This window comes from Nonomuraea sp. NPDC049750, from assembly GCF_040659625.1.
Classification (GTDB): Bacteria; Actinomycetota; Actinomycetes; order Streptosporangiales; family Streptosporangiaceae; genus Nonomuraea.
In genome coordinates this window covers 167,345-187,318 of the sequence record NZ_JBFANB010000020.1, presented here as the reverse complement: position 1 = coordinate 187,318, position 19,974 = coordinate 167,345, and the positions used below count along the sequence as shown (strand labels likewise).

General features: G+C 70.2%; 17 protein-coding genes and 2 pseudogenes. 11 read left to right on the top strand and 8 right to left on the bottom strand.

The window, feature by feature from the left end; translation table 11 throughout:
- Positions 1 to 399, top strand: coding sequence for a hypothetical protein (locus AB0J16_RS39590; RefSeq protein ID WP_358549745.1), 399 nt, complete (start codon positions 1 to 3; stop codon positions 397 to 399).
- Here AB0J16_RS39590 and AB0J16_RS39585 read toward each other — a convergent pair.
- The gene (locus AB0J16_RS39585; RefSeq protein ID WP_358549743.1) at positions 383 to 1,096 is read right to left on the bottom strand and encodes a GNAT family N-acetyltransferase; all 714 of its coding nucleotides are present in this window, start codon (positions 1,094 to 1,096) and stop codon (positions 383 to 385) included. The two genes, AB0J16_RS39590 and AB0J16_RS39585, sit on opposite strands and share 17 nt — an antisense overlap.
- A 119-nt stretch (positions 1,097 to 1,215) precedes the next feature.
- Here AB0J16_RS39585 and AB0J16_RS39580 point away from each other — a divergent pair, with 119 nt between their 5' ends.
- Positions 1,216 to 1,797: a TetR family transcriptional regulator gene (locus AB0J16_RS39580; RefSeq protein WP_358549741.1), complete on the top strand. Its 582-nt coding sequence runs from the start codon at positions 1,216 to 1,218 to the stop codon at positions 1,795 to 1,797.
- Positions 1,798 to 1,849: 52 nt separating this feature from the next.
- On the opposite strand, the gene AB0J16_RS39575 is transcribed toward AB0J16_RS39580, so the two are convergent.
- Entirely contained in the window at positions 1,850 to 2,305 is a 456-nt protein-coding gene (locus AB0J16_RS39575; RefSeq protein WP_358549739.1) for a pyridoxamine 5'-phosphate oxidase family protein, read from the bottom strand.
- A gap of 140 nt (positions 2,306 to 2,445) precedes the next feature.
- On the opposite strand from AB0J16_RS39575, the gene AB0J16_RS39570 reads away from it, so the two are divergent.
- From AB0J16_RS39570 to AB0J16_RS39545, 6 genes and pseudogenes are all read left to right on the top strand, one after another.
- The gene (locus AB0J16_RS39570) at positions 2,446 to 2,784 is read left to right on the top strand and encodes a YciI family protein (protein ID WP_358549737.1); all 339 of its coding nucleotides are present in this window, start codon (positions 2,446 to 2,448) and stop codon (positions 2,782 to 2,784) included.
- Positions 2,781 to 4,094, top strand: coding sequence for an RNA polymerase sigma factor (locus tag AB0J16_RS39565; RefSeq protein ID WP_358549735.1), 1,314 nt, complete (start codon positions 2,781 to 2,783; stop codon positions 4,092 to 4,094). The genes AB0J16_RS39570 and AB0J16_RS39565 overlap by 4 nt, the downstream gene beginning before the upstream one ends.
- Positions 4,095 to 4,171: 77 nt before the next feature.
- Positions 4,172 to 4,969 (top strand): alpha/beta hydrolase, encoded by a 798-nt coding sequence (locus AB0J16_RS39560; protein ID WP_358549733.1) that lies wholly within the window; start codon positions 4,172 to 4,174, stop codon positions 4,967 to 4,969.
- A gap of 160 nt (positions 4,970 to 5,129) precedes the next feature.
- Positions 5,130 to 6,188 (top strand): winged helix DNA-binding domain-containing protein, encoded by a 1,059-nt coding sequence (locus AB0J16_RS39555; RefSeq protein ID WP_358549731.1) that lies wholly within the window; start codon positions 5,130 to 5,132, stop codon positions 6,186 to 6,188.
- A 73-nt stretch (positions 6,189 to 6,261) separates the two neighbouring features.
- Positions 6,262 to 7,239 (top strand): annotated as a pseudogene (locus AB0J16_RS39550) (serine hydrolase domain-containing protein); the annotation flags it as partial.
- Positions 7,240 to 7,572: 333 nt separating this feature from the next.
- A pseudogene (locus AB0J16_RS39545) lies at positions 7,573 to 7,803 on the top strand (helix-turn-helix domain-containing protein).
- A gap of 24 nt (positions 7,804 to 7,827) precedes the next feature.
- Here AB0J16_RS39545 and AB0J16_RS39540 read toward each other — a convergent pair.
- Positions 7,828 to 8,823, bottom strand: a complete 996-nt coding sequence (locus AB0J16_RS39540; RefSeq protein WP_358549729.1) for an aldo/keto reductase — start codon at positions 8,821 to 8,823, stop codon at positions 7,828 to 7,830.
- 140 nt (positions 8,824 to 8,963) lie between these two features.
- On the opposite strand from AB0J16_RS39540, the gene AB0J16_RS39535 reads away from it, so the two are divergent.
- The gene (locus tag AB0J16_RS39535) at positions 8,964 to 9,824 is read left to right on the top strand and encodes a helix-turn-helix transcriptional regulator (RefSeq protein ID WP_358549727.1); all 861 of its coding nucleotides are present in this window, start codon (positions 8,964 to 8,966) and stop codon (positions 9,822 to 9,824) included.
- Between the two features lie 74 nt (positions 9,825 to 9,898).
- Here the strand turns inward: AB0J16_RS39535 and AB0J16_RS39530 are convergent, their stop codons facing one another.
- Together AB0J16_RS39530 and AB0J16_RS39525 are read right to left on the bottom strand one after the other, a co-directional pair.
- Positions 9,899 to 11,233, bottom strand: a complete 1,335-nt coding sequence (locus AB0J16_RS39530) for an FAD-binding oxidoreductase (RefSeq protein WP_358549725.1) — start codon at positions 11,231 to 11,233, stop codon at positions 9,899 to 9,901.
- Between the two features lie 90 nt (positions 11,234 to 11,323).
- Complete coding sequence (locus AB0J16_RS39525; protein ID WP_358549723.1) at positions 11,324 to 11,809, bottom strand: carboxymuconolactone decarboxylase family protein; 486 nt, start codon at positions 11,807 to 11,809, stop codon at positions 11,324 to 11,326.
- Between the two features lie 197 nt (positions 11,810 to 12,006).
- Here AB0J16_RS39525 and AB0J16_RS39520 point away from each other — a divergent pair, with 197 nt between their 5' ends.
- Positions 12,007 to 12,933: an RNA polymerase sigma-70 factor gene (locus AB0J16_RS39520; protein WP_358549721.1), complete on the top strand. Its 927-nt coding sequence runs from the start codon at positions 12,007 to 12,009 to the stop codon at positions 12,931 to 12,933.
- Positions 12,934 to 13,936: 1,003 nt separating this feature from the next.
- Here the strand turns inward: AB0J16_RS39520 and AB0J16_RS39515 are convergent.
- From AB0J16_RS39515 to AB0J16_RS39505, 3 genes are read right to left on the bottom strand one after another with little or no spacing between them, the layout of a single operon-like run.
- Positions 13,937 to 16,003, bottom strand: a complete 2,067-nt coding sequence (locus AB0J16_RS39515) for a hydantoinase/oxoprolinase family protein (protein WP_358549719.1) — start codon at positions 16,001 to 16,003, stop codon at positions 13,937 to 13,939.
- Positions 16,000 to 17,676 (bottom strand): hydantoinase B/oxoprolinase family protein, encoded by a 1,677-nt coding sequence (locus AB0J16_RS39510; RefSeq protein WP_358549717.1) that lies wholly within the window; start codon positions 17,674 to 17,676, stop codon positions 16,000 to 16,002. The genes AB0J16_RS39515 and AB0J16_RS39510 overlap by 4 nt, the downstream gene beginning before the upstream one ends.
- Positions 17,673 to 18,806 carry a tartrate dehydrogenase gene (locus tag AB0J16_RS39505; protein ID WP_358549715.1) on the bottom strand — a complete coding sequence of 378 codons (1,134 nt, stop codon included), beginning with the start codon at positions 18,804 to 18,806 and terminating at the stop codon, positions 17,673 to 17,675. Before AB0J16_RS39505 ends, AB0J16_RS39510 begins: the two co-directional genes overlap by 4 nt.
- Positions 18,807 to 18,968: 162 nt before the next feature.
- Between AB0J16_RS39505 and AB0J16_RS39500 the strand changes: the two genes are divergently transcribed.
- Positions 18,969 to 19,871: a LysR substrate-binding domain-containing protein gene (locus AB0J16_RS39500; RefSeq protein ID WP_358549713.1), complete on the top strand. Its 903-nt coding sequence runs from the start codon at positions 18,969 to 18,971 to the stop codon at positions 19,869 to 19,871.
- Positions 19,872 to 19,974: the final 103 nt, after the last annotated feature.

Below are 19,974 nucleotides of genomic sequence, written 5' to 3'. Positions count from 1 at the left end.
ATGGCTACCAAGACCGTCGCCGACAAGCTGCTCGTCAAGCCGCGGACCGCCGTCTGGATCTCCGACGACGAGCACCGCCCGCTCGTCGAGCCACTGCCCGAGGGCGCGCGGCACGTCGACGACCTGGGCGAGGCGGGCGTGGCGGTGCTGTTCGCCGCCGACGCCGCCACGGTCCGTCGGCTCCTCGACGAGCACCGCGATCGGCTGGGCCGGCCCGCGGCCCTGTGGGTGGCCTACCCGAAGGGCAACAAGGCCGACATCAACCGCGACACACTCTGGCCCATCGTCGCCGAGTACGACCTGCGGCCGAACGGGCAGGTGGCCGTGGACGAGGTCTGGTCGGCGCTGCGCTTCCGTCCGCTCAAGGAAGGCGAGCCACCTTTCACTGGTGGCCGGTAACCCCGTGAGGCCAGGCGGCGCCGTCTCCGGTCCACTCGGGGGTGCCGGTCCACTCGGGAGTTCCGGTCGGCTCAGAGGCGCCGGTCGGCGCGGGGGGCAGGCGCATCAGCAGGCCGTCGCAGCGGCAGGGCGAGCCGCACCGGTGGCAGTGACAGTCGCCCACCACCGAGGCCTGTTCCCAGTATCGGCGGACGGTGGTCACCGGCTCCCAGCCGGCCGCCTTCAGCACCCCGTCGGCGCGCCCGGGCCGGTCGCGTAGCCACACCATCGCGTACGCCTCGGTGCACCGCTCCCTCAGCCAGGCCGTGCGCTGGACGGCGAGGGCGGTGCCGAGGCCACGACGGCGCACCGACGGCACCACGGCCATGGTGCTCAGGATGCCGACCCGGCGGCCGTCTGCGGACGGCGGCGCGGGGGAGAGGATCCCCGGCGGCATCGGAGCGGTGAACGCGCGATATTCCTCGTCGTCGATCACCTGGGCCAGGGCCGCTCCCACCGGCGTCATCGACCCCTGCGGGAAGGCCGCCAGGAACTGCACCCTCTCGTCGTCGCGCATGTGCCGAAGGAGCCGGTCGACGGTGAGCACGCCGTGGCCGAGAGCGGCGTTGACGACGGCGGCGGCCGCCGCGACCCCCCGCTCGTCCCCGAGATGAAGCCGGGCGATGAACCAGCCGGGCGGCGTGATGGGCGAATGCATGCGAGTCACGGTCCTCGTTATATCTGGGTACCGTTCTCGAATTCAGGTGAACGAAATTCACGTATCTCCAGCTTAGTACTATGATCGGAGTGGTTTGAATTCCGATCCAGGAGATACGCATGCGGCAGAACCCGGCACGACGGGCGGCGCTCCTTGACGCCGCCATCGAGGTACTGGCCCGCGAGGGGGCGCGCGGGCTGACCTTCCGTGCCGTCGACGTCGAGGCGCGGGTACCCAACGGCACGGCCTCCAACTACTTCGACAACCGCGACGACCTGCTCACCCAGGTCGGTCACCGCTTCTACGAACGGCTGGAGCCCGAGGCCACGATGGTGGCCGCCGCGCTGGAGGGACCACGCGACCGCGACCGGGTCACCGAGCTCATGCACGACCTGGTGGACCGGATCAGCCAGTTCCGCTCCGGCTACCTGGCCCTGCTCGAACTCCGCCTGGAGGCCACTCGCCGCCCCGAGCTGCGCCGCCTGCTCACCGAACGCATCCGCGCCGACGTCGACGCCAACATCACCGCCCACACGGAGTCCGGCCTGCCCGGCGACGCGACCACCGTGGTCCTGCTCTACCTGGCCCTGAACTGGCTGATCCTCGAACGGCTCACGCTGCCCGACGTCTTTCCCGAGGACCAGATCCACGACCTGGTCACCGACGTGGTCGAACGCGTCCTGCCCGACCCCGGACGTTAGCCGCTGGTTCCAGGCCCGGACGGCGCGTCAGCCGAGCCGAGGTCCGTGGACGTCAGCCGAGCCAGTGTCCGTCGCGCATGAGGTCGCGGCCCTCCAGCTCGTCGGCCTCGCGCCAGGCCTGCAGCCGCTGGGGCTGGATCCGGAAATAGAGGTAGGGGCTGCTGAGCCGGCGCGGGTCGAAGCCGGTCTTGGCGGCGAAGGCGTCACCGAGCTGGTCGGAGAGCTCGCCGGCCGGGACCGTCTGGACGCTTCCCTCGATGAGGACCACATCGCGGGTCGGGCCGATGCCGAGGCGGACCTTGCCGGTGGCCTGAAGGTTGCGGGCGGTGGGGCTGGCGGCCGGAGTGGAGATGAGCAGGGTGGCACCGTCCCAGAGGAAGGACAGCGGCACCATGTAGGGCGTCCCGCCTTCGCCATCGGCCGTGGCCACCCAGGCGTCGACGTCCTGGGCGAGGCGGTCGAGGGTGTCCTGCTTGCGCTGGTGCAGGGTACGGGGCGAGTCGCTCATCGGAAGTTGGGTCCCTTCATGCTCCAGATCGATGCTTGACCCTACAGAACGACCGGACCGCCGTAGTGCCCGCAGGCCCGCCCACCGGGGATCCTGGCAGACTGAGACCGGCCGCCATCCCGCCATCCCGAGGAGGACCGGTGCGTTACGTGCTGATGTTGTGCAGCGACGTGTCCGACGAGACCGTCGCCGGGCAGGATCCGGACATGGTCGGCTGCGGCGGCTGGACCGAGGACATGGAGCGCCGCGGGATCCTGCGCGGCGCGGTGGGCCTGCGGCCCAGCAGCGACGCGACGACGTTGCGCGTACGCCGTGATGAGGTGTTGCTGACCGACGGCCCGTTCGCCGAGACGAAGGACCAGATCGGCGGGTTCAGTGTGATCGACTGCGCCGACCTCGACGAGGCCATCGAGCTGGCCGCCGCCCACCCGTGGGCGCGCGTGGGACAGATCGAGATCCGGCCGGTCTGGCAACCGTGACAGGCACAGATCGCGACCAGGCCGATCCGGCGACCGCGACGGGCACAGATCGCGACCAGGCCATTCTGGCGACCGTGACCGACCAGGTCACCGGCGCGGTCGCGACCGCGTTCCGGCAGGAGTGGGGGCAGGTCGTCGCCACGCTCATCCGGATGACCGGCGACTGGGACCTGGCCGAGGAGTGCGCGCAGGACGCCTTCGCCGCGGCGCTCGAACGGTGGCCGCGTGACGGAGTGCCGCGGCGGCCGGGCGCGTGGCTGACCACGACGGCCCGCAACCGCGCGCTCGACCGGCTGCGCCGCGACGCCGTCGGGGCCGAGAAGCTGCGGCAGCTGGCCCTGCTCGACACCCAGGACGGTGAGGGGGATGGCGACGAGAGCGGGGTGGGTGATGACCGGCTGCGGTTGATGTTCACCTGCTGCCATCCCGCGCTCGCTCTGGAGGCGCAGGTGGCGCTGACCCTGCGTACGCTGGCGGGGCTGACGACGGCCGAGATCGCGCGGGCGTTCCTGGTCACGGAGCAGACGATGTCCAGGCGCCTGGTCAGGGCCAAGTCGAAGATCCGCAACGCGGGCATCCCCTACCGGGTGCCACCCGCCCACCTGCTGCCCGAGCGTACGACGGCCGTGCTGGGCGTGGTGTACCTGCTGTTCAACGAGGGATATTCGGCCAGCGCGGGCGCCGATCTGGTGCGGCGCAATCTGTGCGGCGAGGCGATCCGCCTGGCCAGGGTGCTGGCGCGGCTGATGCCCGGGGAGCCGGAGATAGGCGGGCTGCTGGCGCTGATGCTGCTGCACGACGCCCGGCGGGCCACCCGGGTGGACGCCGCCGGTGTGCTGGTGACCCTCGAACACCAGGACCGCGGCCGCTGGGACACCGGCGAGATCGCGGAGGGCGCCGAGATCCTGGAGCGGGCGCTGCTCGAAGGCCGTCCCGGTGCTTACCAGGTGCAGGCGGCCATCGCGGCCTGCCACGCCACCGCGGCCAAGGCCGCCGACACCGACTGGGCGCAGATCGTCGCCCTGTACGACCGGCTCGCCCAACTTGTCCCCTCACCGGTGGTACGCCTAAACCGGGCGGTGGCCGTGGGCATGGCCGATGGCCCCCTGGCCGGGCTGGCGCTGGTGGACGGTTTGGCGGAGTCGGGCGAGCTGGACGGCTACCACCTGCTGCCGGCGACGCGCGCCGACCTGCTGCGACGTCTGGGACGCGACGGCGAGGCGGCCGATGCCTACCGGCAGGCGCTCGACCTGGCCGCCAACGACTCCGAACGCCGCTACCTGGCCGGACGGCTGGCCGAGGTCAGCTGAGGGGAGGCGGGTGTCGGTTCCGGCTTGTCCCGTTCGTCGGTGAGGCGAGATGGCCGGCAAGGGAAAGAAGGAATCTCATGCACACCGTGCTCTCAGCCGACGGCACCCGCATCGCGTACGAGCGGTCGGGCAGTGGCCCGGCGCTCGTCCATGTGACCGGCGCGCTCTGCGACCGCTCGACGGGTGCGCCGCTGGCCGCGCTGCTGGCGCCGTACTTCACCGTCTTCGCCTATGACCGGCGCGGGCGGGGAGACAGTGGCGACATGGGGCCGTACCAGGTCGACCGCGAGGTGGAGGACCTGGCAGCGGTCATCGCCGAGGCCGGTGGGGAGGGGGCGGTGTACGGCATGTCCTCGGGGGCGGCGCTGGCGCTGCGGGCGGCCGCCCAGGGAGTGGCGATCACCAGGCTGGCGCTGTTCGAGCCGCCCTACAGTCCCGACGACGCGGACCGGCTGGCGCGGGCCCGCACCTACGAGACCGAGCTGACCGAGTTGCTGAACGCGGGGCGGCATGGGGACGCGGTCGCGCTGTTCATGACCACGGTGGGGCTGCCGGCGGAGCTGATCGGCCAGATGCGGGGGGCGCCGATGTGGCCCGCGCTGGAGGCACTGGCGCCCACCCTCGCCTACGACGCGGCCGTCATGGGCAACGGCTCCACAGGCGGCGCGTTGCCCGTGGAGCTGGCGGCCAAGGTGGGCGTGCCCGTCCTGGTGACCGACGGCGGGGCCAGTCCGGTGTGGATGCGCGACATGGCGCGGCGCCTGGCCGCCGCGCTTCCGGAGGGGCGGCACCGCACGCTGGAGGGTCAGACGCACGATGTGGATCCGCAGGTGCTCGCCCCGGTGCTGCGGGAGTTCCTCAGCGATGCCACCTGACGGCCGCCCGTCGGGCAGCAGGCGCGTCGGCGCGTGGGTAGCAGGCAGGTCGGCGCGTCGACCTCGACAGGACTCATCGTGGCAGGGCTGAGCATCGATCCAGTACCGGCCCACCATATGATCGCCTGATGCTCAAGGACCTGCCGGGCGGGATGGCCCGATGATCACTGCCAGGGAGCTCAACCGGGCCACGCTGGCCAGGCAGCTGCTGCTCCAGCGGCACACGATGCCGGCACTACAGGCGGTGGAGCACCTGGTCGGCCTGCAGGCGCAGGCGCCGTTCCCGCCGTACTTCGGGCTCTGGTCGCGCCTTGCGGGGTTCCGGCCGGAGGAGCTGGCGGGGCTGCTGACCGGGCGTGAGGCGGTGCGGATCGTGCTCATGCGCGGCACCGTCCACCTGGTCAGCGCCGCCGACTGCTTGACGTTACGGCCGCTGACGCAGCCGCTGCTCGCCAAATACCTGAACAGCGCGTACGGCCGGCAGCTGGCGAGCCTGGACCTGGCGGCGGTCGTCGAGGCGGGCCGCGAGGCGCTGACCGGCGCACCCCTGACCGCGGCCAAGCTCGGAACGCTGCTGGCCGGGCACTTCCCCGGCACGAACGCCGCCGACCTGGCGCACGTCATGCGCATGCTGGCGCCGCTGGTCCAGGTACCGCCCAGGGCGGTGTGGGGCAAGGCCGGGCAGACCGCGTACGCGACGGCCGAAGCGTGGCTGGGCCGTGAGCTGCACCCCGCCCCGTCGCTGGAGGATCTGGTGGTGCGCTATCTGGCCGCGTTCGGGCCCGCGACCGTGGCCGACGTACAGGCGTGGTCGGGGCTGACCGGGCTGCGCGAGGTGGTCGAACGGCTGCGTCCACGGCTGGTCGAGCTGGACAAGGGGCTGTTCGACCTGCCGGACGCGCCCCGGCCGGGCCCGGAGGTGGAGGCGCCGGTGCGGCTGCTGGCGCCGTTCGACAACGTGCTGCTCAGCCATGCCGACCGCACGCGGATCATCTCCGACGAATACCGCAAGCGCGTCATCACCATCAACGGGCAGGTGCTCGGGACGGTCCTCGTCGACGGGTTCGTGCGAGGGGTGTGGAAGCGGGACAAGCGGGTGGTGAGCGTCGAGATGTTCGCGCCGGTCTCGCCGGGACAGGCCCAGGAGATCCGGGAGGAGGCGGCCAGGCTGCTCTCCTTCGCCGAACCGGGCCAGGCCGGCGAGGTCAGAGGGATCTGATGGCGGTTTTCCGCAAGGGATGGTGAGGGTTTCCGCGATGTGCCGCGGCGGGCGTGGTCCCTAGCGTTGACGGGTGCTCTTGAACACTCTCGCGGCGCTCTACCTGGCCGTACTTCCCATACTTCCCGCCCCGCCAACCCCCGCCTCGATCGACGGGTTCATCGCCCAATATCGTGAAGCGACCGGATTGCCGGGTGTAGCGGTGGTGGTCACCAAGGGGACGCAGGTCGTCCATGCCGCGGGCTATGGCCGGACCGCTACAGGCGAGCCCGTGACCGCCGACACCCCCATGGCGCTCGCGTCGCTCAGCAAGTCCTTCACCTCGCTGGCCGTCCTGCAACTGGTGGAGAAAGGCCGGGTCGAGCTCGACAAGCCGGTTCGCGGTTACCTGCCCGAGTTCCAGATGGCCGATCCCCGGGCGGCCGACATCACGGTGCGCCAGCTGCTCAACCAGACGTCGGGCATGGCCGACTCGGCCTTCCACGAGAAGAGCCTGCCCCAGCCCGACACGCTCCAGGGTTCGGTGCGCCGGCTCAAAGACGCGCGGCTCGCCTCGAAGCCGGGCACCGCCTACAGCTACCACAACACCAACTACCAGGTCGCCGCCCGGCTGGTCGAGGTGGTGAGCGGCGAGCCGTTCGCGGGCTACCTCAAGAAGCACGTGTTCACGCCGCTCGGCATGCGCGACAGCAGCACGATCGACACCGATCGGGACCTGCCGGGCAGCGCCCGGGGTCACCTCTATCTCCTCGGCCAGGCGGTCGCCGTGCCGGAGCCGCGCGGGTTCGGCAACGGCTCCGGCGGCGTGCTCAGCAGCGCCAACGACATGGCCCGCTGGCTGATCGCCCAGAACGGCGACGGCGGCATCCTGTCTCCCGCGAGTATCAAGGAGATGCGCACGCCCTCGGCTCAGAACCCGGACTACGCCCTCGGCTGGGAGCTCGACCGGACCGCGGGCGGCACTCCCGTCGTACGCCACGGCGGCGACCTGTTCACCTCCACCGCCCAGCAACTGCTGATGCCCGGCTCCGGTTACGGCGTGGCGGTCATGGCCAACACCGGCATGGCCTTCGCCGACAGCGCCGCGCTCATGGACGGCCTGGTCGCCCTGATCGAGGGCCGGCGGCCGGAGGCGCCCTCCTCTCCCTTCCTGGCCACCGACCTGGTGTTCACGCTGCTGACGCTGGTGACCGTCGCGCTGGCGGTGCGCGGCGTAGCCCGCTCCCGGCGCTGGGCCGCCCGCCGGACGGGCTGGCAGCGATGGCGGCTGCTGCCGTACTTGCTCCCGCTCCTCCTGTGTACGGCCATCGCCCCGGTCTTCCGGGTGCTCGCCCGAGGCAGCGACATTTCCTGGATCCAGGTGGTCTACCTCTACCCGACGTTCATGATCTGGCTGGTGACGGCCGCGGCGGCGGGGACGGCGCTGGTGGCCGCGCGCCTCTGGAGGGGCGCGACCAAGTAGACCGAGCTGTCGCACCGGGTCCAGTTCACCGTCGTCAACCTGTCGATCCTGAAGAACGGCCACGCCAAGGCGATCCGCTTCTCCACACTCATGCGCCTGTGCGACGCGCTCGACTGCCGGCCGGGCGAACTGATCACCTACGAGCGGTCGTAGCCCGGCCCTGCCGCGGAGCCGGACTCAGTTGCCCACGCCGAGGTGGGACATGAACGCCGACGGGTATCGGTCGCCGCGCGCCGCGCCCAGCGGCACCGCCTTCTCGATCTCGGCGAGTTCGTCCGCGGTGAGGTTCACCTCCATCGCGGGCAGCGCCTCGGCCAGCCGCTCGCGGGTACGGGCGCCGACCAGCGGCACGATGTCCTCGCCCTGCGCGGCCACCCAGGCGATGGCCAGCTGGGCGACGGTGCGGCCCTTCGCCTCGGCGACCCGGCGCAGGGCCTCCACGAGGAGGAGGTTGTGTTCCACGTTCCCGCTGGAGAAGCGCGGGTTGAAGCCGCGGCTGTCGCCGGGGCCGGCGGTGTGGCCGGCCGTCCAGTGCCCGGAGATGAGGCCGCGGGCGAGGATGCCGTACGCGGTCAGGCCGATGCCGAGCTCCCGCAGTGTGGGCAGCACGTCCGCCTCCACCGCGCGGGAGATCAGCGAGTACTCGATCTGCAGGTCGGCGATCGGGTGCACGGCGTGCGCCCGGCGGATCGTCGCCGCGTCGACCTCTGAGAGCCCGATGTGGCGCACGTATCCGGCGTCGATCATCTCCTTGATCGCGCCTACCGTCTCCTCGATCGGCACCGCCGGGTCCAGCCGGGCCGGACGGTAGATGTCGATGTGGTCGGTGCCCAGCCGGGTCAGCGAGTAGGCCAGGAAGTTCTTCACCGCCTCGGGACGGCAGTCATGCCCGCCGAACTCCGAGCCCGGCCCCCGCAGCATGCCGAACTTGACGCTCAGCGCGTAGCTGTCGCGATCCCGGCCGCGCAGCGCCTCGGCCAGTAGCGACTCGTTGTGGCCCATGGCGTAGAAGTCGGCGGTGTCGATCAGTGTGACGCCGCTGTCCAGCGCGGCGTGCACGGTGGCGATGCTCTCCGCGCGGTCGGACGTGCCGTAGGCGCCCGACATGCCCAGCCCGCCCAGGCCCAGCGCGGAAACGGCCGGTCCGGTGCGGCCCAGGGTTCGCATCTGCATGACGTACTCCCTTGTCGTCGAGGTCGTCCTTTACGTCGGCCCCAACCTTGGCCTCAGACCAGGACGGGCGGGAGCGGAGCGTTCATCGTGGGAGAGCCGCTCCCTGGCTCGGCTCGCCCGCCGTGAGAGACCATGAGGTCATGCAACGTGAGCAGCTCGCCGACTTCCTGCGCCGCCGCCGCGAGGCGATCCGCCCGGCCGAGGTGGGTCTCGCCGACGGCCCTCGCCGCCGCACCGTCGGCCTGCGCCGGGAGGAGGTGGCGATGCTCGCCGGCATGTCGGTGGACTATGTCGTACGCCTTGAGCAGGGCCGCAGCAGTCAGCCCTCGAGCCAGCTGCTCGGCGCGCTGGCCCGGGCGTTGCGCTTGTCCGACGACGAGCGCGACCACCTGTTCCACCTGGCCGGCCACCGGCCCCCGCCCGCCGACGGGGTGGCCCGCCTGGCCCGCGCCGGGCTGATGCGCATGCTCGACCTGCTCGGCGACACCCCGGCCCTGGTGCTGTCGGACCTGGGCGAGGTCCTTGCCCAGAACCGGGCGGACGTCCTGCTGATGGGCGAGCACACCGGCTTCTCCGGCGACCGGCGCTACGTCGCATACCGCTGGTTCACCGAGTCCGCCGCGCGCGCCGTTTGCCCGCCCGAGGAGCAGGAGCATCACTCCCGCCAGCTCGTGGCCGACCTGCGCGCGACCGCCGGCCGCCGCTCCGGCGATCCCACGGTCGCCGGGCTCCTCGACCGTTTGCGGGCCGCGAGCGCCGACTTCCGGCGGCTCTGGGCCGAACACGAGGTGGCGGTCCGGCGCGCCGACCGCAAGACCATGCTGCACCCGAGGGTGGGCCGCCTGGTGATGGACTGCGAGACCCTGGTCACTCCCGATCAGGGGCAGGAGCTGCTGGTGCTCACCCCGGCGGACGCCGAGACCGGCGAACGGCTGGAGCTGCTGCGAGTGCTCGGTATCGAAGAGTTCCCCACGAGGGCAACGGGCACGCCCGCACGGTGAGGTGGCCGCGCCATGGCGATGCGGCTCTCGACTTCACACCCCCGCCACCCGCTCACCGTGTCTCTGGCGCAGGGCTATTGAGGCCGGACATTGTGGTTGCGGGCGAACAGATTGCCGGGGTCGTACTGACGCTTGACCGCCGCGAGCCGCTCGTAGGTCCGCGTCGGATAGATCGCGGCGACATCCTCCTCGGTGGCAGCGGTGAGGAAGTTGGCGTAGGCGCCGTTGACGTGAGGTGCGAGTCTCGCCCAAACCGCGTCTAGAGCAGGACGCGCGGCCTCGATGACCGGCTGCGGCCCCAGGATGGTGGTCACGACCATCAACTCCGCCTGACGATGCGCGTAGGCGGTGGCATCGTCGGGGACTCGGGACACCGCACCGCCGACGCTGCGAACGGCGATGAACGGCGACCCCTGCGCCGCCCCGACCTCGACGAGCATCCGAAGGACCTCGGGCACCGACGCCTGGTCGACGAACGCGTTTCGGGTCACCAGCTGGATGCCCGGCGGCGGCGTGGCGCCGTCCACGAGCGCGTCCGCGTACGGTCTCAACGCGACATCGTCGCCGATGACCGTGCCGAGCCGCCGGATCGGGTCGATGGCCCGCGCCGCGAGCTCCGGGTCATCGCCGTCGAAGGCGAGGCGGATCTCGAGCGGCGCTTCGGGCCCGCCCGCGAAGGGATTGGCGAACTCCGCCACGGAGGTGAGCTCTTCGGGGGCGGTGCGCAGGTGCTCCGCCCAGCCCTGGAGCACGGTGGCCGCCTCCGACGCCGGGAAGCTGATCTTGCCGTAGAAGATGTCCGTCGTCGGGTGGGCCGCGAACTCGAAGGCGGTCACGATCCCGAAATTGCCGCCGCCACCGCGAATCGCCCAGAACAGCTCCGGGTTCTCCTCCTCGCTCGCCTGGACGATCTGTCCGCCGGCCGTGACGACCTCGGCGGTGACCAGGTTGTCCAGCGCGAGGCCGTACTTCCTGACCTTCCAGCCGATGCCACCGCTCAGCGTCAGCCCACCGACGCCGACGCCCTTGGTGTCGCCCGAGGAGATCGCCAGGCCGTGCGGGGCCAGGGCGGCCACGACCTGACCCCAGGTGGCGCCGCCGCCGATCCGTACGAGGTGCCGTTCCTTGTCGATGACCTCGACGTCCGCGAGCTTGCCGAGGTCGATCACGACGCCGTCGTCGAGGGTGCCGAAGCCCGCGAAGCTGTGGCCGCCGCCTCGTACGGACAGCGAAAGCCCCGCGCCGGCGGCGAATCTGACACCCGCTTGGACGTCCTCGACGCTCTCGGGCCGCAGAACGTAGGCCGGGCTGCCGGAGGCCAATATCGAGCGGCTGGCCGATGGGTACTCGGCCGCGCCCGGTTCGATGATGTCGCCGCCGAAGTCACGGCGAAGGGTTTCAAGACTCATGACATTCCTTCAGAGATAGTCGCCCCCGGAAGGGGGCGGTGGCCGGCCCGGGTGGAGGGGATCCCGGGCCGGCGGGGATCGGTCTGCCGGTCAGTTCGCCATGCCGTCGAACATGCCGGGCTGGTAGGAGCCCCCCGGGTTGCGCACGATCACGTTGAGCCGGTTGTTGGCGTTGATCATGGCGATCAGGGAGACCAGCGCGACGATCTGGTCGTCGTCGTAGTGCTTGCGCACCTGGGCCCAGGTGTCGTCGGACACGCCGTGGTGGGCGTCGGCGAGCCGGGTACCCTCCTCGGTGAGCGCCAGCGCGGCCTGCTCGGCCTCGGTGAACACGGTGGACTCGCGCCAGGCGGCGACCAGGTGGAGCCGGACCGCGCTCTCCCCGGCGGCCGTGGCGTCCTTGGTGTGGTAGTCGACGCAGAAACCGCAGCCGTTGATCTGGCTGGCGCGCAGCATCACCAGGTCCTGGGTGGTCTGGGGGAGCGGCGACTGCTGGATCGCCAGGGCGACGTTGTAGATCCGCTTGGCGATCTTGGCGCCGAGCTCGTTGGCCATCAGATCCATACGCTGTTCCATGATGTGGTCCTCATTCGTGGTGGCGCGGGCCGCGTCGATCGTTGGCGCGGCGTCCTGGCGAACAAGAGATCCCGGCGACCCGATCCTTGTGACAGCGCGGCGATGTGACGTGCATCACCGATCCCGGGTGTCACAAAGCGGTGGGGACCGGGATCTCATGCGTGGCACGGTCGAGAACGAACAGGCAGGAACCAGCGATGAGCGAACGCAACGAGAAACCGGCGGACACGGCAGGGCCCCTCGCTCGTGACAGCCACGTGGACCCCGCCACCGAGGCGTTCCTCACCCACCGCAACCTGCTCTTCACGGTCGCCTACGAGATGCTAGGTTCGGCCGCCGACGCCGAGGACGTCCTGCAGGAGACGTGGCTGCTGTGGGCGGGCGTCGACCTCGGCACGGTACGGGAACAGCGCGCCTACCTGGTCCGGATCACCACCCGGCAGGCGCTGAAACGGCTGCGTACGCTCGGCCGCCGCAAGGAGTCCTACGTCGGCCCCTGGCTGCCCGAGCCGCTGCTGACCGCGCCCGACGTCGCCGAGGACGTCGAACTGGCCGACAGCGTCTCGACGGCGATGCTGCTGGTGCTGGAGACGCTTCAGCCGACCGAGCGGGCGGTGTTCGTCCTGCGCGAGGTGTTCGATCTGGACTACGACGAGATCGCCGACGCCGTCGGCAAGAGCCCGGCCGCGGTACGCCAGATCGCCCACCGGGCACGGGGACACGTCGCCGCACGCCGGCCACGCGACATCGTCTCCCCGACCGAGACCCGAGCCGCGATCAAGGCGTTCCAGAGGGCGATCGAAACGGGCGATCTGCAGCGCCTGCTCGACATCCTCGCGCCGGACGTCGTCCTGCTGACAGATGGCGGCGGACTCAGGCAGGCCGCGCTGGCGCCCGTCGTGGGGGCCGGCCAGGTGGCCCACGTGCTGGGCAACCTCACCCCTGTGGCGTTGCTGCAGCCGGCCCAGGTCAACGGCCACCCGGCACTGATCGTCCGGCTCGACGGCGTGATCGACACCGTCGTGACGGTACGCGTCGACGGCGGCCTCATCACCGGGCTCTACGCCGTGCGCAATCCCGAGAAGCTGTCGCACATGGAGTGGGAGACCACGGTGAGCCGCTGAGCCGGTCGTACTCAGACCATCCATAATGAGACATTCACATCTCATAATGAGTCGCGCGCGACTGATAACTGTGGACCATGGCGAGTAAGTGTTAGCCAACTAGCAATTACGTCGCGGCACACGGATGTGAACGGAGGACGGGGGAGCGGGCCCGCGAGGGCACCGCACCCCTGACGATCTATTCGAGCGATCTGGTTGACCGAGTTCGGGGCTCCGTCGGTGCTGGTCGCCGGTGAGGCCCCTGATCCGGAGCGCCCGGCGACGGTCAGGTTCTGGTGGAGGTCGAAGCGGCGAGCGTGCTGTTCGCGGAGACGCAGGTGCGGGCCGGACGCCCGCCGGTCTCCGGCTTCCGCAGCAGCTCGCCGCGGTCCATCCGGCGGCGGGCGGCATTGCCAGCGCCGACCTCGTCATCCAGGCCACGATGACCGAGGTGAGCCCGCTCGCCACAGTCATCGCCAGGTACGCGACGATGTGCAGCGGGGCCGACCGCCAGATCAGCGCGGCCATCCGGGACGCGGTGCTCACACCAATGCCGGCAGGCGGGAGAAGTCCGGCGCCGCCGCGATCACCTGGCCGTCAGCGACCACGCAAGCCGCGGGGAACGCGCTCACCCCGAATGCTTTGCACACCGGTCCATCGGCCGGATCCCGTACCACCCTTGCACGGAACGTGTATCTCGGTAGATCATTTAGGCCGTCACCGTCAACTCAGACCCCAACGCGACGGAGCGGTCGCTCGCCTCGGTCTTCGGCCTGCCCTGCACCGGCTCCCAGCCCAGCTGGGTGATATGCCAATGCACCCCGGCGGTCCGGCGGACAGGTCGACGTCCTTCCAGCGCAGCCCGACTGGCTCGCCCCGGCGCAGCCCGCGCAGCCGATAGAGAGCGGACAGCCGGTGCGTGGAATCTTGGTCGTGCGCACCCCGCGAATCGCTGAAGCCCGTCGCCGACGCACGGCGAGTGGACCCGCCGCCTCAGCGGTGAGTCTCGCCGGCGACCGTACGGTCACAAGTCGACCTCGATGAACAGGGTCAGGTCGCTGTCGACGGTGATGCGGCAGTCCGGGCCGAAAGAGGACGAGGACTCCCGCTCCTCGAATACCGCCGGTCCCTGGATCTGTGTGCCGGGCCGCAATGCGTACCGGTCCCACACCACAGCGTCCAGTGGGCCGTGCCCGGGGAAGTTCACCAGGCGTGTGCCGCGGATCGGTTCATCGGCGGTCGGTGCCGTGTGCAGGGGCACCTCGGGGGTGGGCAGCCGCATCGACAGCCGCCAATTCACGACCTCGACCTGTCCTGGGAGACTGCGCCCGAACACGTCCCGATACGCCGTCTCGAACGCCGTCCGGATGGCCTCCACCTGTGCCGGGCCGAGCTCGCCCGAGGGCAGCTCGACCTCGATCTCGGATCCCTGACCGAGGTATCGCATGTCGGCGGTGCGCCGGAGCCGCACCTCCGCCCGGTCCTGTGGCCGCAGAACCTCCTTGGCGTGACTGGTCATCTCGTCGTAGAGGGCCGCCACCCCGTCCCAGTCGACCTCTGTCAAGGGTGAGGGCAGGCTGCGCACCTCGTCCACGGCCGGGGCGGCGACCAGGAAGCCGTATGCCGACATGACACCGGCGCGCATCGGTACTACGATCCGCCGGATCTTCAGAGCCTTCGCCAATCCATAGGCATGGACCGGACCCGCACCCCCAAAGGCGAGCAGCGCGAAATCGGCAGGATCCTTGCCCTGCTCGGAGAGGTGCATCCGAGCCGCAGCCGCCATGGACTGGGTCACGACCTCGACAATGCCCTCGGCGGCGGTCATCGTGTCCAGGCCGAGCGGGTCGGCGACGTCGTGGTCGACCGCCTTATGGACCTCGGACACGAGCAGCCGCATTTCGCCGCCCAGGAAGGTGGCCGGGTCGAGGTACCCCAGCACGAGGTCGGCGTCCGTAACCGTGGGGCGCTCTCCGCCCCGGCCGTAGGCGACCGGCCCGGGGACCGAACCGGCACTGCGCGGGCCCACCTTGAGCAGCCCCAGCTGATCGAGAGCGGCGATCGAGCCGCCGCCCGAGCCGACCTCGATCATGTCCACGACGGTGAGCCTGACCGGGAGGCCAGACCCCGGCTTGAACTTGTCGACCCGGCCGGCTTCGAAGTCGTGCTTGACCCGCGCTCGTCCGTCCTGAACTACAGCGATCTTGGCCGTGGTCCCGCCCATGTCGAAAGAGACGACGTCGCCGATGCCCGCTCGCCTCGCCACGGAGGCCGCGGCGATCACTCCCGCCGCCGGTCCTGACTCGAGCAGCCGCACCGGGAACTGTTTCGCGTCCTCCAGGGTGGTGATCCCGCCGCTGGAAAGCACGATCCGCAGTGGTGCGGCGATCCCCATCGCTGAGAGGTCGTGGCGCAGGTCGTCGAGGTAGCGGGACATCAGCGGCTGGACGTAGGCGTTCAGGCACGCCGTGCCGGCCCGTTCGAGTTCGCCGATGACGGGCGCGACGGCACTGGAGATGGTGACCGGCAGATCGGGGTACGCCGCGCTCAACAGATCTCGTACGCGGAGCTCGTGGCCGGGGTTGCGGTAGGAGTGCAAGAGGGCCACGGCCAACGCCTCGACGCCGTGTTCGAGCAGGTCGGCGACGTGCTCGAACACGGCGTCCTCGTCGATCGCCTCGAGTTCGGTGCCGTCAGCGGCCAGGCGGCCGCGGATGCCGCGGCGCAGGTGGCGGGGGACGAGCGGGGCTGCCGGCCGCGCGAGGAGGTCGGTCGTGTCGAACCTGATCTCGCGGCCCATCTCGAGCGAGTCGCTGAAGCCCGCAGTGGCCAGGAGACCCACGACGGCACCGGTGCGCTCGAGAAGGGTGTTGGTCACCAGGGTCGTACCATGCACGATTCCGGCGACGTCGGCTGGTCGCGTGCCTGTTTCGTCCAACAGCAGGGCGATGCCGGCCTTGATGGCTTCATTGGGGGCGTGGGGGGTCGTGGGCAACTTGCCCGGGTGCGTCAGTCCCCGGTCCGGGTCGTGCAGGAACAGGTCGGTGAACGTGCCGCCCACGTCGACGCCGATCCTCACCGAGCCGCTCACGGATGGGCCTCCTCACCGGTCACGGCGGCAGTCGAGCCGTCCGTGCCGTTCGCCGGAACTGGGTGCGTGTAGCCGGCGGCCTCGTCCGCCAACCGGAGCTCGGGTTCGCGCTCCTCAGGGTTTCCGAACCCCCCTCCGCCCGCGAACGAGATCACCACCGAGGCGCCGGGCGCGAGCTGTGAGACCGACTTCAACGGGACGCGTTCACCCGTGTCCAAGACGGCCTGGGCCGGTGCGCCCGGTTTCCCGCCGGCCATTCCGAGCGCGGGATGGCGCTCCCGGTCACCGAGGAGGACCATCTGGACCGGCCGGTCGGTCGGGTTGTGCACCTCGATGTCCTGGCCCAACCCGCCACGTCGACGGCCTTGCCCTCCCGATCCGGGGCGAAGCTCCTTGCGGACGAAACGGAGTGGCGAGGAGACCTCGAGCGCCTCGATTCCGCCTACGCCGGAATTGGTGGGGAAGGCGGTGGTCGAAAGCCCGTCGGCCGAGTTGGATGCGCCCATGCCGGCGTTGGCGAAGAGCATCAGCCCGAACGGGCGACCGCTGTCGTCATGGCCGGCGAACCGAACCCGAAGCGCCGGCGCGCCACCGCTGTCGGCGATGACCCGGTCCGGCAGCACCGGTGCGAGTGCCTGGTAGATCGCGCACGAGAGGAGGTGTCCGGTGAGGTGGCGAGCCAGGACGGGCGCCGGGAATCTCGGGTTGACGATCGTCCCTTCGGGCGCGATGACCCGGATCGACCGGTAGGAGCCCCAATTCGTGCGGGTCGCCGGGTCGAGAAGGATCTTCAGGGGGTACATCGAGTAGGCGCGGGTGTAGTTGAGGGTCGAGTTGGTCGCGAACGGCACCTGCTGGGAGCTGCCGGCGTAGTCGATCACGACCTCGTCCCCTCGGACCTCGACGGCGCACTGGAGGTGGGTCGGATGCCCCTCAGCTCCGTCCGCGTCGATCGAGGAGCGGTAGACGCCGTCCGGGAGAGCGGCGATCGCTCTGCGCATCGCGGTATCGGTCATGGCGTGAACCGCGGTGGCGAAGTCGTCGAAGTCGGTCTCGTCGAAGTCCTCCAGAAACTCCTGGGCACGTCGACGGCACACGGCATGTGCCGCGACCTGTGCCTCGAGGTCGCCCCAGACCTGGTCGGAGAGTCGGACGTTGGCCAGGAGCAGGTCCTTGACGCCCTGTTCGACCTCGCCGGCGCGGAACAGGCGCAGGGGTGGGATCAGGATCCCCTCCGCCAGCAGGTCGGTCGCCCCGAGGGTCGCCACGCCTCCGATGTCCGGCGAGTGGGCCGCCGTGCCGGCGAAACCGACGAGCGAGCCCCGATGGAAGACCGGTGTGATCATGGCGATGTCGGGAAGGTGCCCGGTGGCGATCCACGGGTCGTTCGTGATGACGCAGTCGCCGTCCTGCCACGACTCGATCGGGAACCGTCGCAGCACAAGGTGGGTGAGCGAGCTCATCAGCGCGGCGAACGCCGGGATACCCGCTCGTGACTCGGCGATGGTGCGGCCCCCGCGGTCCATCAGCACGACCGTGTAGTCGTTCGACTCCCGGATGATGGTCGAGAAGGCGGTGCGGAGCATGGTCGAGGCGGCTTCGTCCGTGGCTGCGGCCAGGCGGTCCCACCGCACCTCGAGACCGATCGGGTCCAGGGCAGATCTCCCGGTCACTGGGCACTCCTGCCGGCCGTCAGGTCCTGCTCACCGGTGGGGCCCTGCTGGACCTCGACGCCGATCTGCCTCGCGATGGCCGATCCCAGTGCCGCCGTGGTCGCGTTCCCGCCGAGGTCGGGCGTGAGCACATCACGCTCCCGCTCCAGAACGGACTCGATGGCGGCGATGATGCCGGCCGCCGCCGCGGCCTCACCCAGATGCTCCAGCATCATCGCTCCGCTCCAGATCTGCCCGACCGGGTTGGCGATGCCGCGCCCCGCGATGTCGGGAGCTGACCCATGTACGGGCTCGAACAAGCTCGGATGGTTCCGTTCAGGGTTGATGTTCGCACTCGGAGCTATCCCGATCGTGCCCGTGCAGGCCGGCCCCAGGTCAGAGAGGATGTCACCGAACAGGTTGCTCGCGACGACGACGTCGTACCGATCGGGCTGCAGTACGAACTTGGCCGCCAGGATGTCGATGTGGTCCTTGTCCGCGCTCACCTGCGGGTAACGCAGCGCCATTTCGCTCGCCCGCTCGTCCCAGTAGGGCATGGATATCGAGATCCCGTTGCTCTTGGTCGCCCAGGTCAGGCGTCTGCGCGGTCGTACGCCGGCGAGCTCGAAGGCGTAGCGCAGCACCCGGTCGACGCCGATGCGGGTCATCACGGTTTCCTGCAGCACGGTCTCACGCTGCGTGCCCTCGAAGATCCGCCCACCGATGCTGGAGTACTCACCCTCGGTGTTCTCGCGCACCACGTAGAAGTCGATGTCTCCCGGAGGGTAGTCGCGCAGTGGACTGCGCACTCCCCGCAGTAAGCGGACCGGACGCAGATTGACGTACTGGTCGAACCCGCGTCGCATCTGCAGAAGACTTCCCCACAGTGACACGTGGTCGGGAACGACCTCGGGCCACCCGACGGCGCCGAAGAAGATCGCGTCAAAGCCACCCAGTACACCGCGCCAGTCCTTCGGCATCATCTCCCCATGTCGCACCCAGTAGTCGGCGCTGGCGAAATCGAACTCATCGACGTCGAGCGCGAAACCGTACGCGTCGGCCGCGGCGCGCAGGCACCGCAGTCCTTCGGGAACGACCTCCCGGCCTATACCGTCCCCGGGCACGGCGGCGATGCGGTAACGCTGTGGCACGGCTGCGGCTCCTCGCTCGACTTGTGGGCACGCCGGTCTGCCCGGCGGGCTTGTGCGGCTCTCCACTCTGGGCTTCGGTTGAGGCCCCCCACAACAGTCATCCGGGCAACTTATGCTTTCCGCAATAGAAAGCATCTCGCGTAGCTCGGGGACCGCATGAAAATGTCCATCGATGACTTGCAGTTCTTCCAAGTCCTGGCAGCCAGCGAGACGCTCACGGCCGCATCGCGCCAGCTCGGCTGCTCGCTGCCCGTTACCAGTAAGCGGCTGAGCGCACTGGAGAGGCGCCTCGACGTCCGTCTCGTCCAGCGAGGCACCCGCCGGCTGGTACTGACTTCTGAGGGTGCCCTGTACGCGAGCAGACTGGACTCGATCCTCGACCAGCTCCGCGAGCTCGAGGACCTCGTGACCGATCGCTCCGGGGAGCTGCGCGGGACCCTGGTCGTCCAGGCGACCCTCGGTCTCGGCCGAGCACACGTGGCTCCGCTGCTGGCGGAGTTCGCGGCGTCGCATCCTCAGCTGCAGGTGCAGCTGAACACCTCGGCGCTACCTCTCCGCCCGCACCGGCGAATGTTCGACGTGGCCGTTCACGTCGGAAGTCCGCCGGACTCCTCGCTGCGGATGCGCCGACTGGCCGAGAACCGCCGCGTGCCGTGCGCGGCGCCGTCGTACCTGGACCGACGCGGCGCGCCCACAGGCATCGAGGATCTCGCCCAGCACGACTGCATCGTGCTGCGCGAGAACGAGGGGGACTACGCGCTCTGGCGGTTCGGTGATGTCAGCGATCCGCGACACGTGCGGGTGCATGGCTCCCTGTCCAGTAACGACGGAGACGTCGTGACCAACTGGGCCTTGGAAGGCCGTGGCGTGATCATGCGCTCCGAATGGCACGTTCGTCCCCATATCGAGCGCGGTGAGCTGGTCCGCGTGCTCCCTCACATCCCTACGCCCGCGGCCGACATCTACGCCTTGATCGAGGACGACGGACACGTCCCCCGCCGCGTAACCGAGCTGATCGAGCACCTCGCCGCCCGCATGCCTGGACGGCTGGTCCGATCAGCCTGATGCGACTGTTTCCAGATCAGAAAGGTTAGGTTGCCAGGCTTCACCATTCACGTCGGTCGGCCGCTCGCCTATGTTTCGCCTAAGTTTCGTGACGCCTGAGACA

What these genes read in the sequence shown, in the direction of transcription:
- AB0J16_RS39590 (WP_358549745.1), top strand. Translation starts at nt 1, where the DNA reads ATGGCTACCAAGACCGTCGCCGACAAGCTGCTCGTCAAGCCGCGGACC.
- AB0J16_RS39535 (WP_358549727.1), top strand. Translation starts at nt 8,964, where the DNA reads ATGCAACGTGAGCAGCTCGCCGACTTCCTGCGCCGCCGCCGCGAGGCG.
- AB0J16_RS39575 (WP_358549739.1), bottom strand. Translation starts at nt 2,305, where the DNA reads ATGAGCGACTCGCCCCGTACCCTGCACCAGCGCAAGCAGGACACCCTC.
- AB0J16_RS39560 (WP_358549733.1), top strand. Translation starts at nt 4,172, where the DNA reads ATGCACACCGTGCTCTCAGCCGACGGCACCCGCATCGCGTACGAGCGG.
- AB0J16_RS39540 (WP_358549729.1), bottom strand. Translation starts at nt 8,823, where the DNA reads ATGCAGATGCGAACCCTGGGCCGCACCGGACCGGCCGTTTCCGCGCTG.
- AB0J16_RS39525 (WP_358549723.1), bottom strand. Translation starts at nt 11,809, where the DNA reads ATGGAACAGCGTATGGATCTGATGGCCAACGAGCTCGGCGCCAAGATC.
- AB0J16_RS39500 (WP_358549713.1), top strand. Translation starts at nt 18,969, where the DNA reads ATGTCCATCGATGACTTGCAGTTCTTCCAAGTCCTGGCAGCCAGCGAG.
- AB0J16_RS39530 (WP_358549725.1), bottom strand. Translation starts at nt 11,233, where the DNA reads ATGAGTCTTGAAACCCTTCGCCGTGACTTCGGCGGCGACATCATCGAA.
- AB0J16_RS39585 (WP_358549743.1), bottom strand. Translation starts at nt 1,096, where the DNA reads ATGCATTCGCCCATCACGCCGCCCGGCTGGTTCATCGCCCGGCTTCAT.
- AB0J16_RS39555 (WP_358549731.1), top strand. Translation starts at nt 5,130, where the DNA reads ATGATCACTGCCAGGGAGCTCAACCGGGCCACGCTGGCCAGGCAGCTG.
- AB0J16_RS39520 (WP_358549721.1), top strand. Translation starts at nt 12,007, where the DNA reads ATGAGCGAACGCAACGAGAAACCGGCGGACACGGCAGGGCCCCTCGCT.
- AB0J16_RS39580 (WP_358549741.1), top strand. Translation starts at nt 1,216, where the DNA reads ATGCGGCAGAACCCGGCACGACGGGCGGCGCTCCTTGACGCCGCCATC.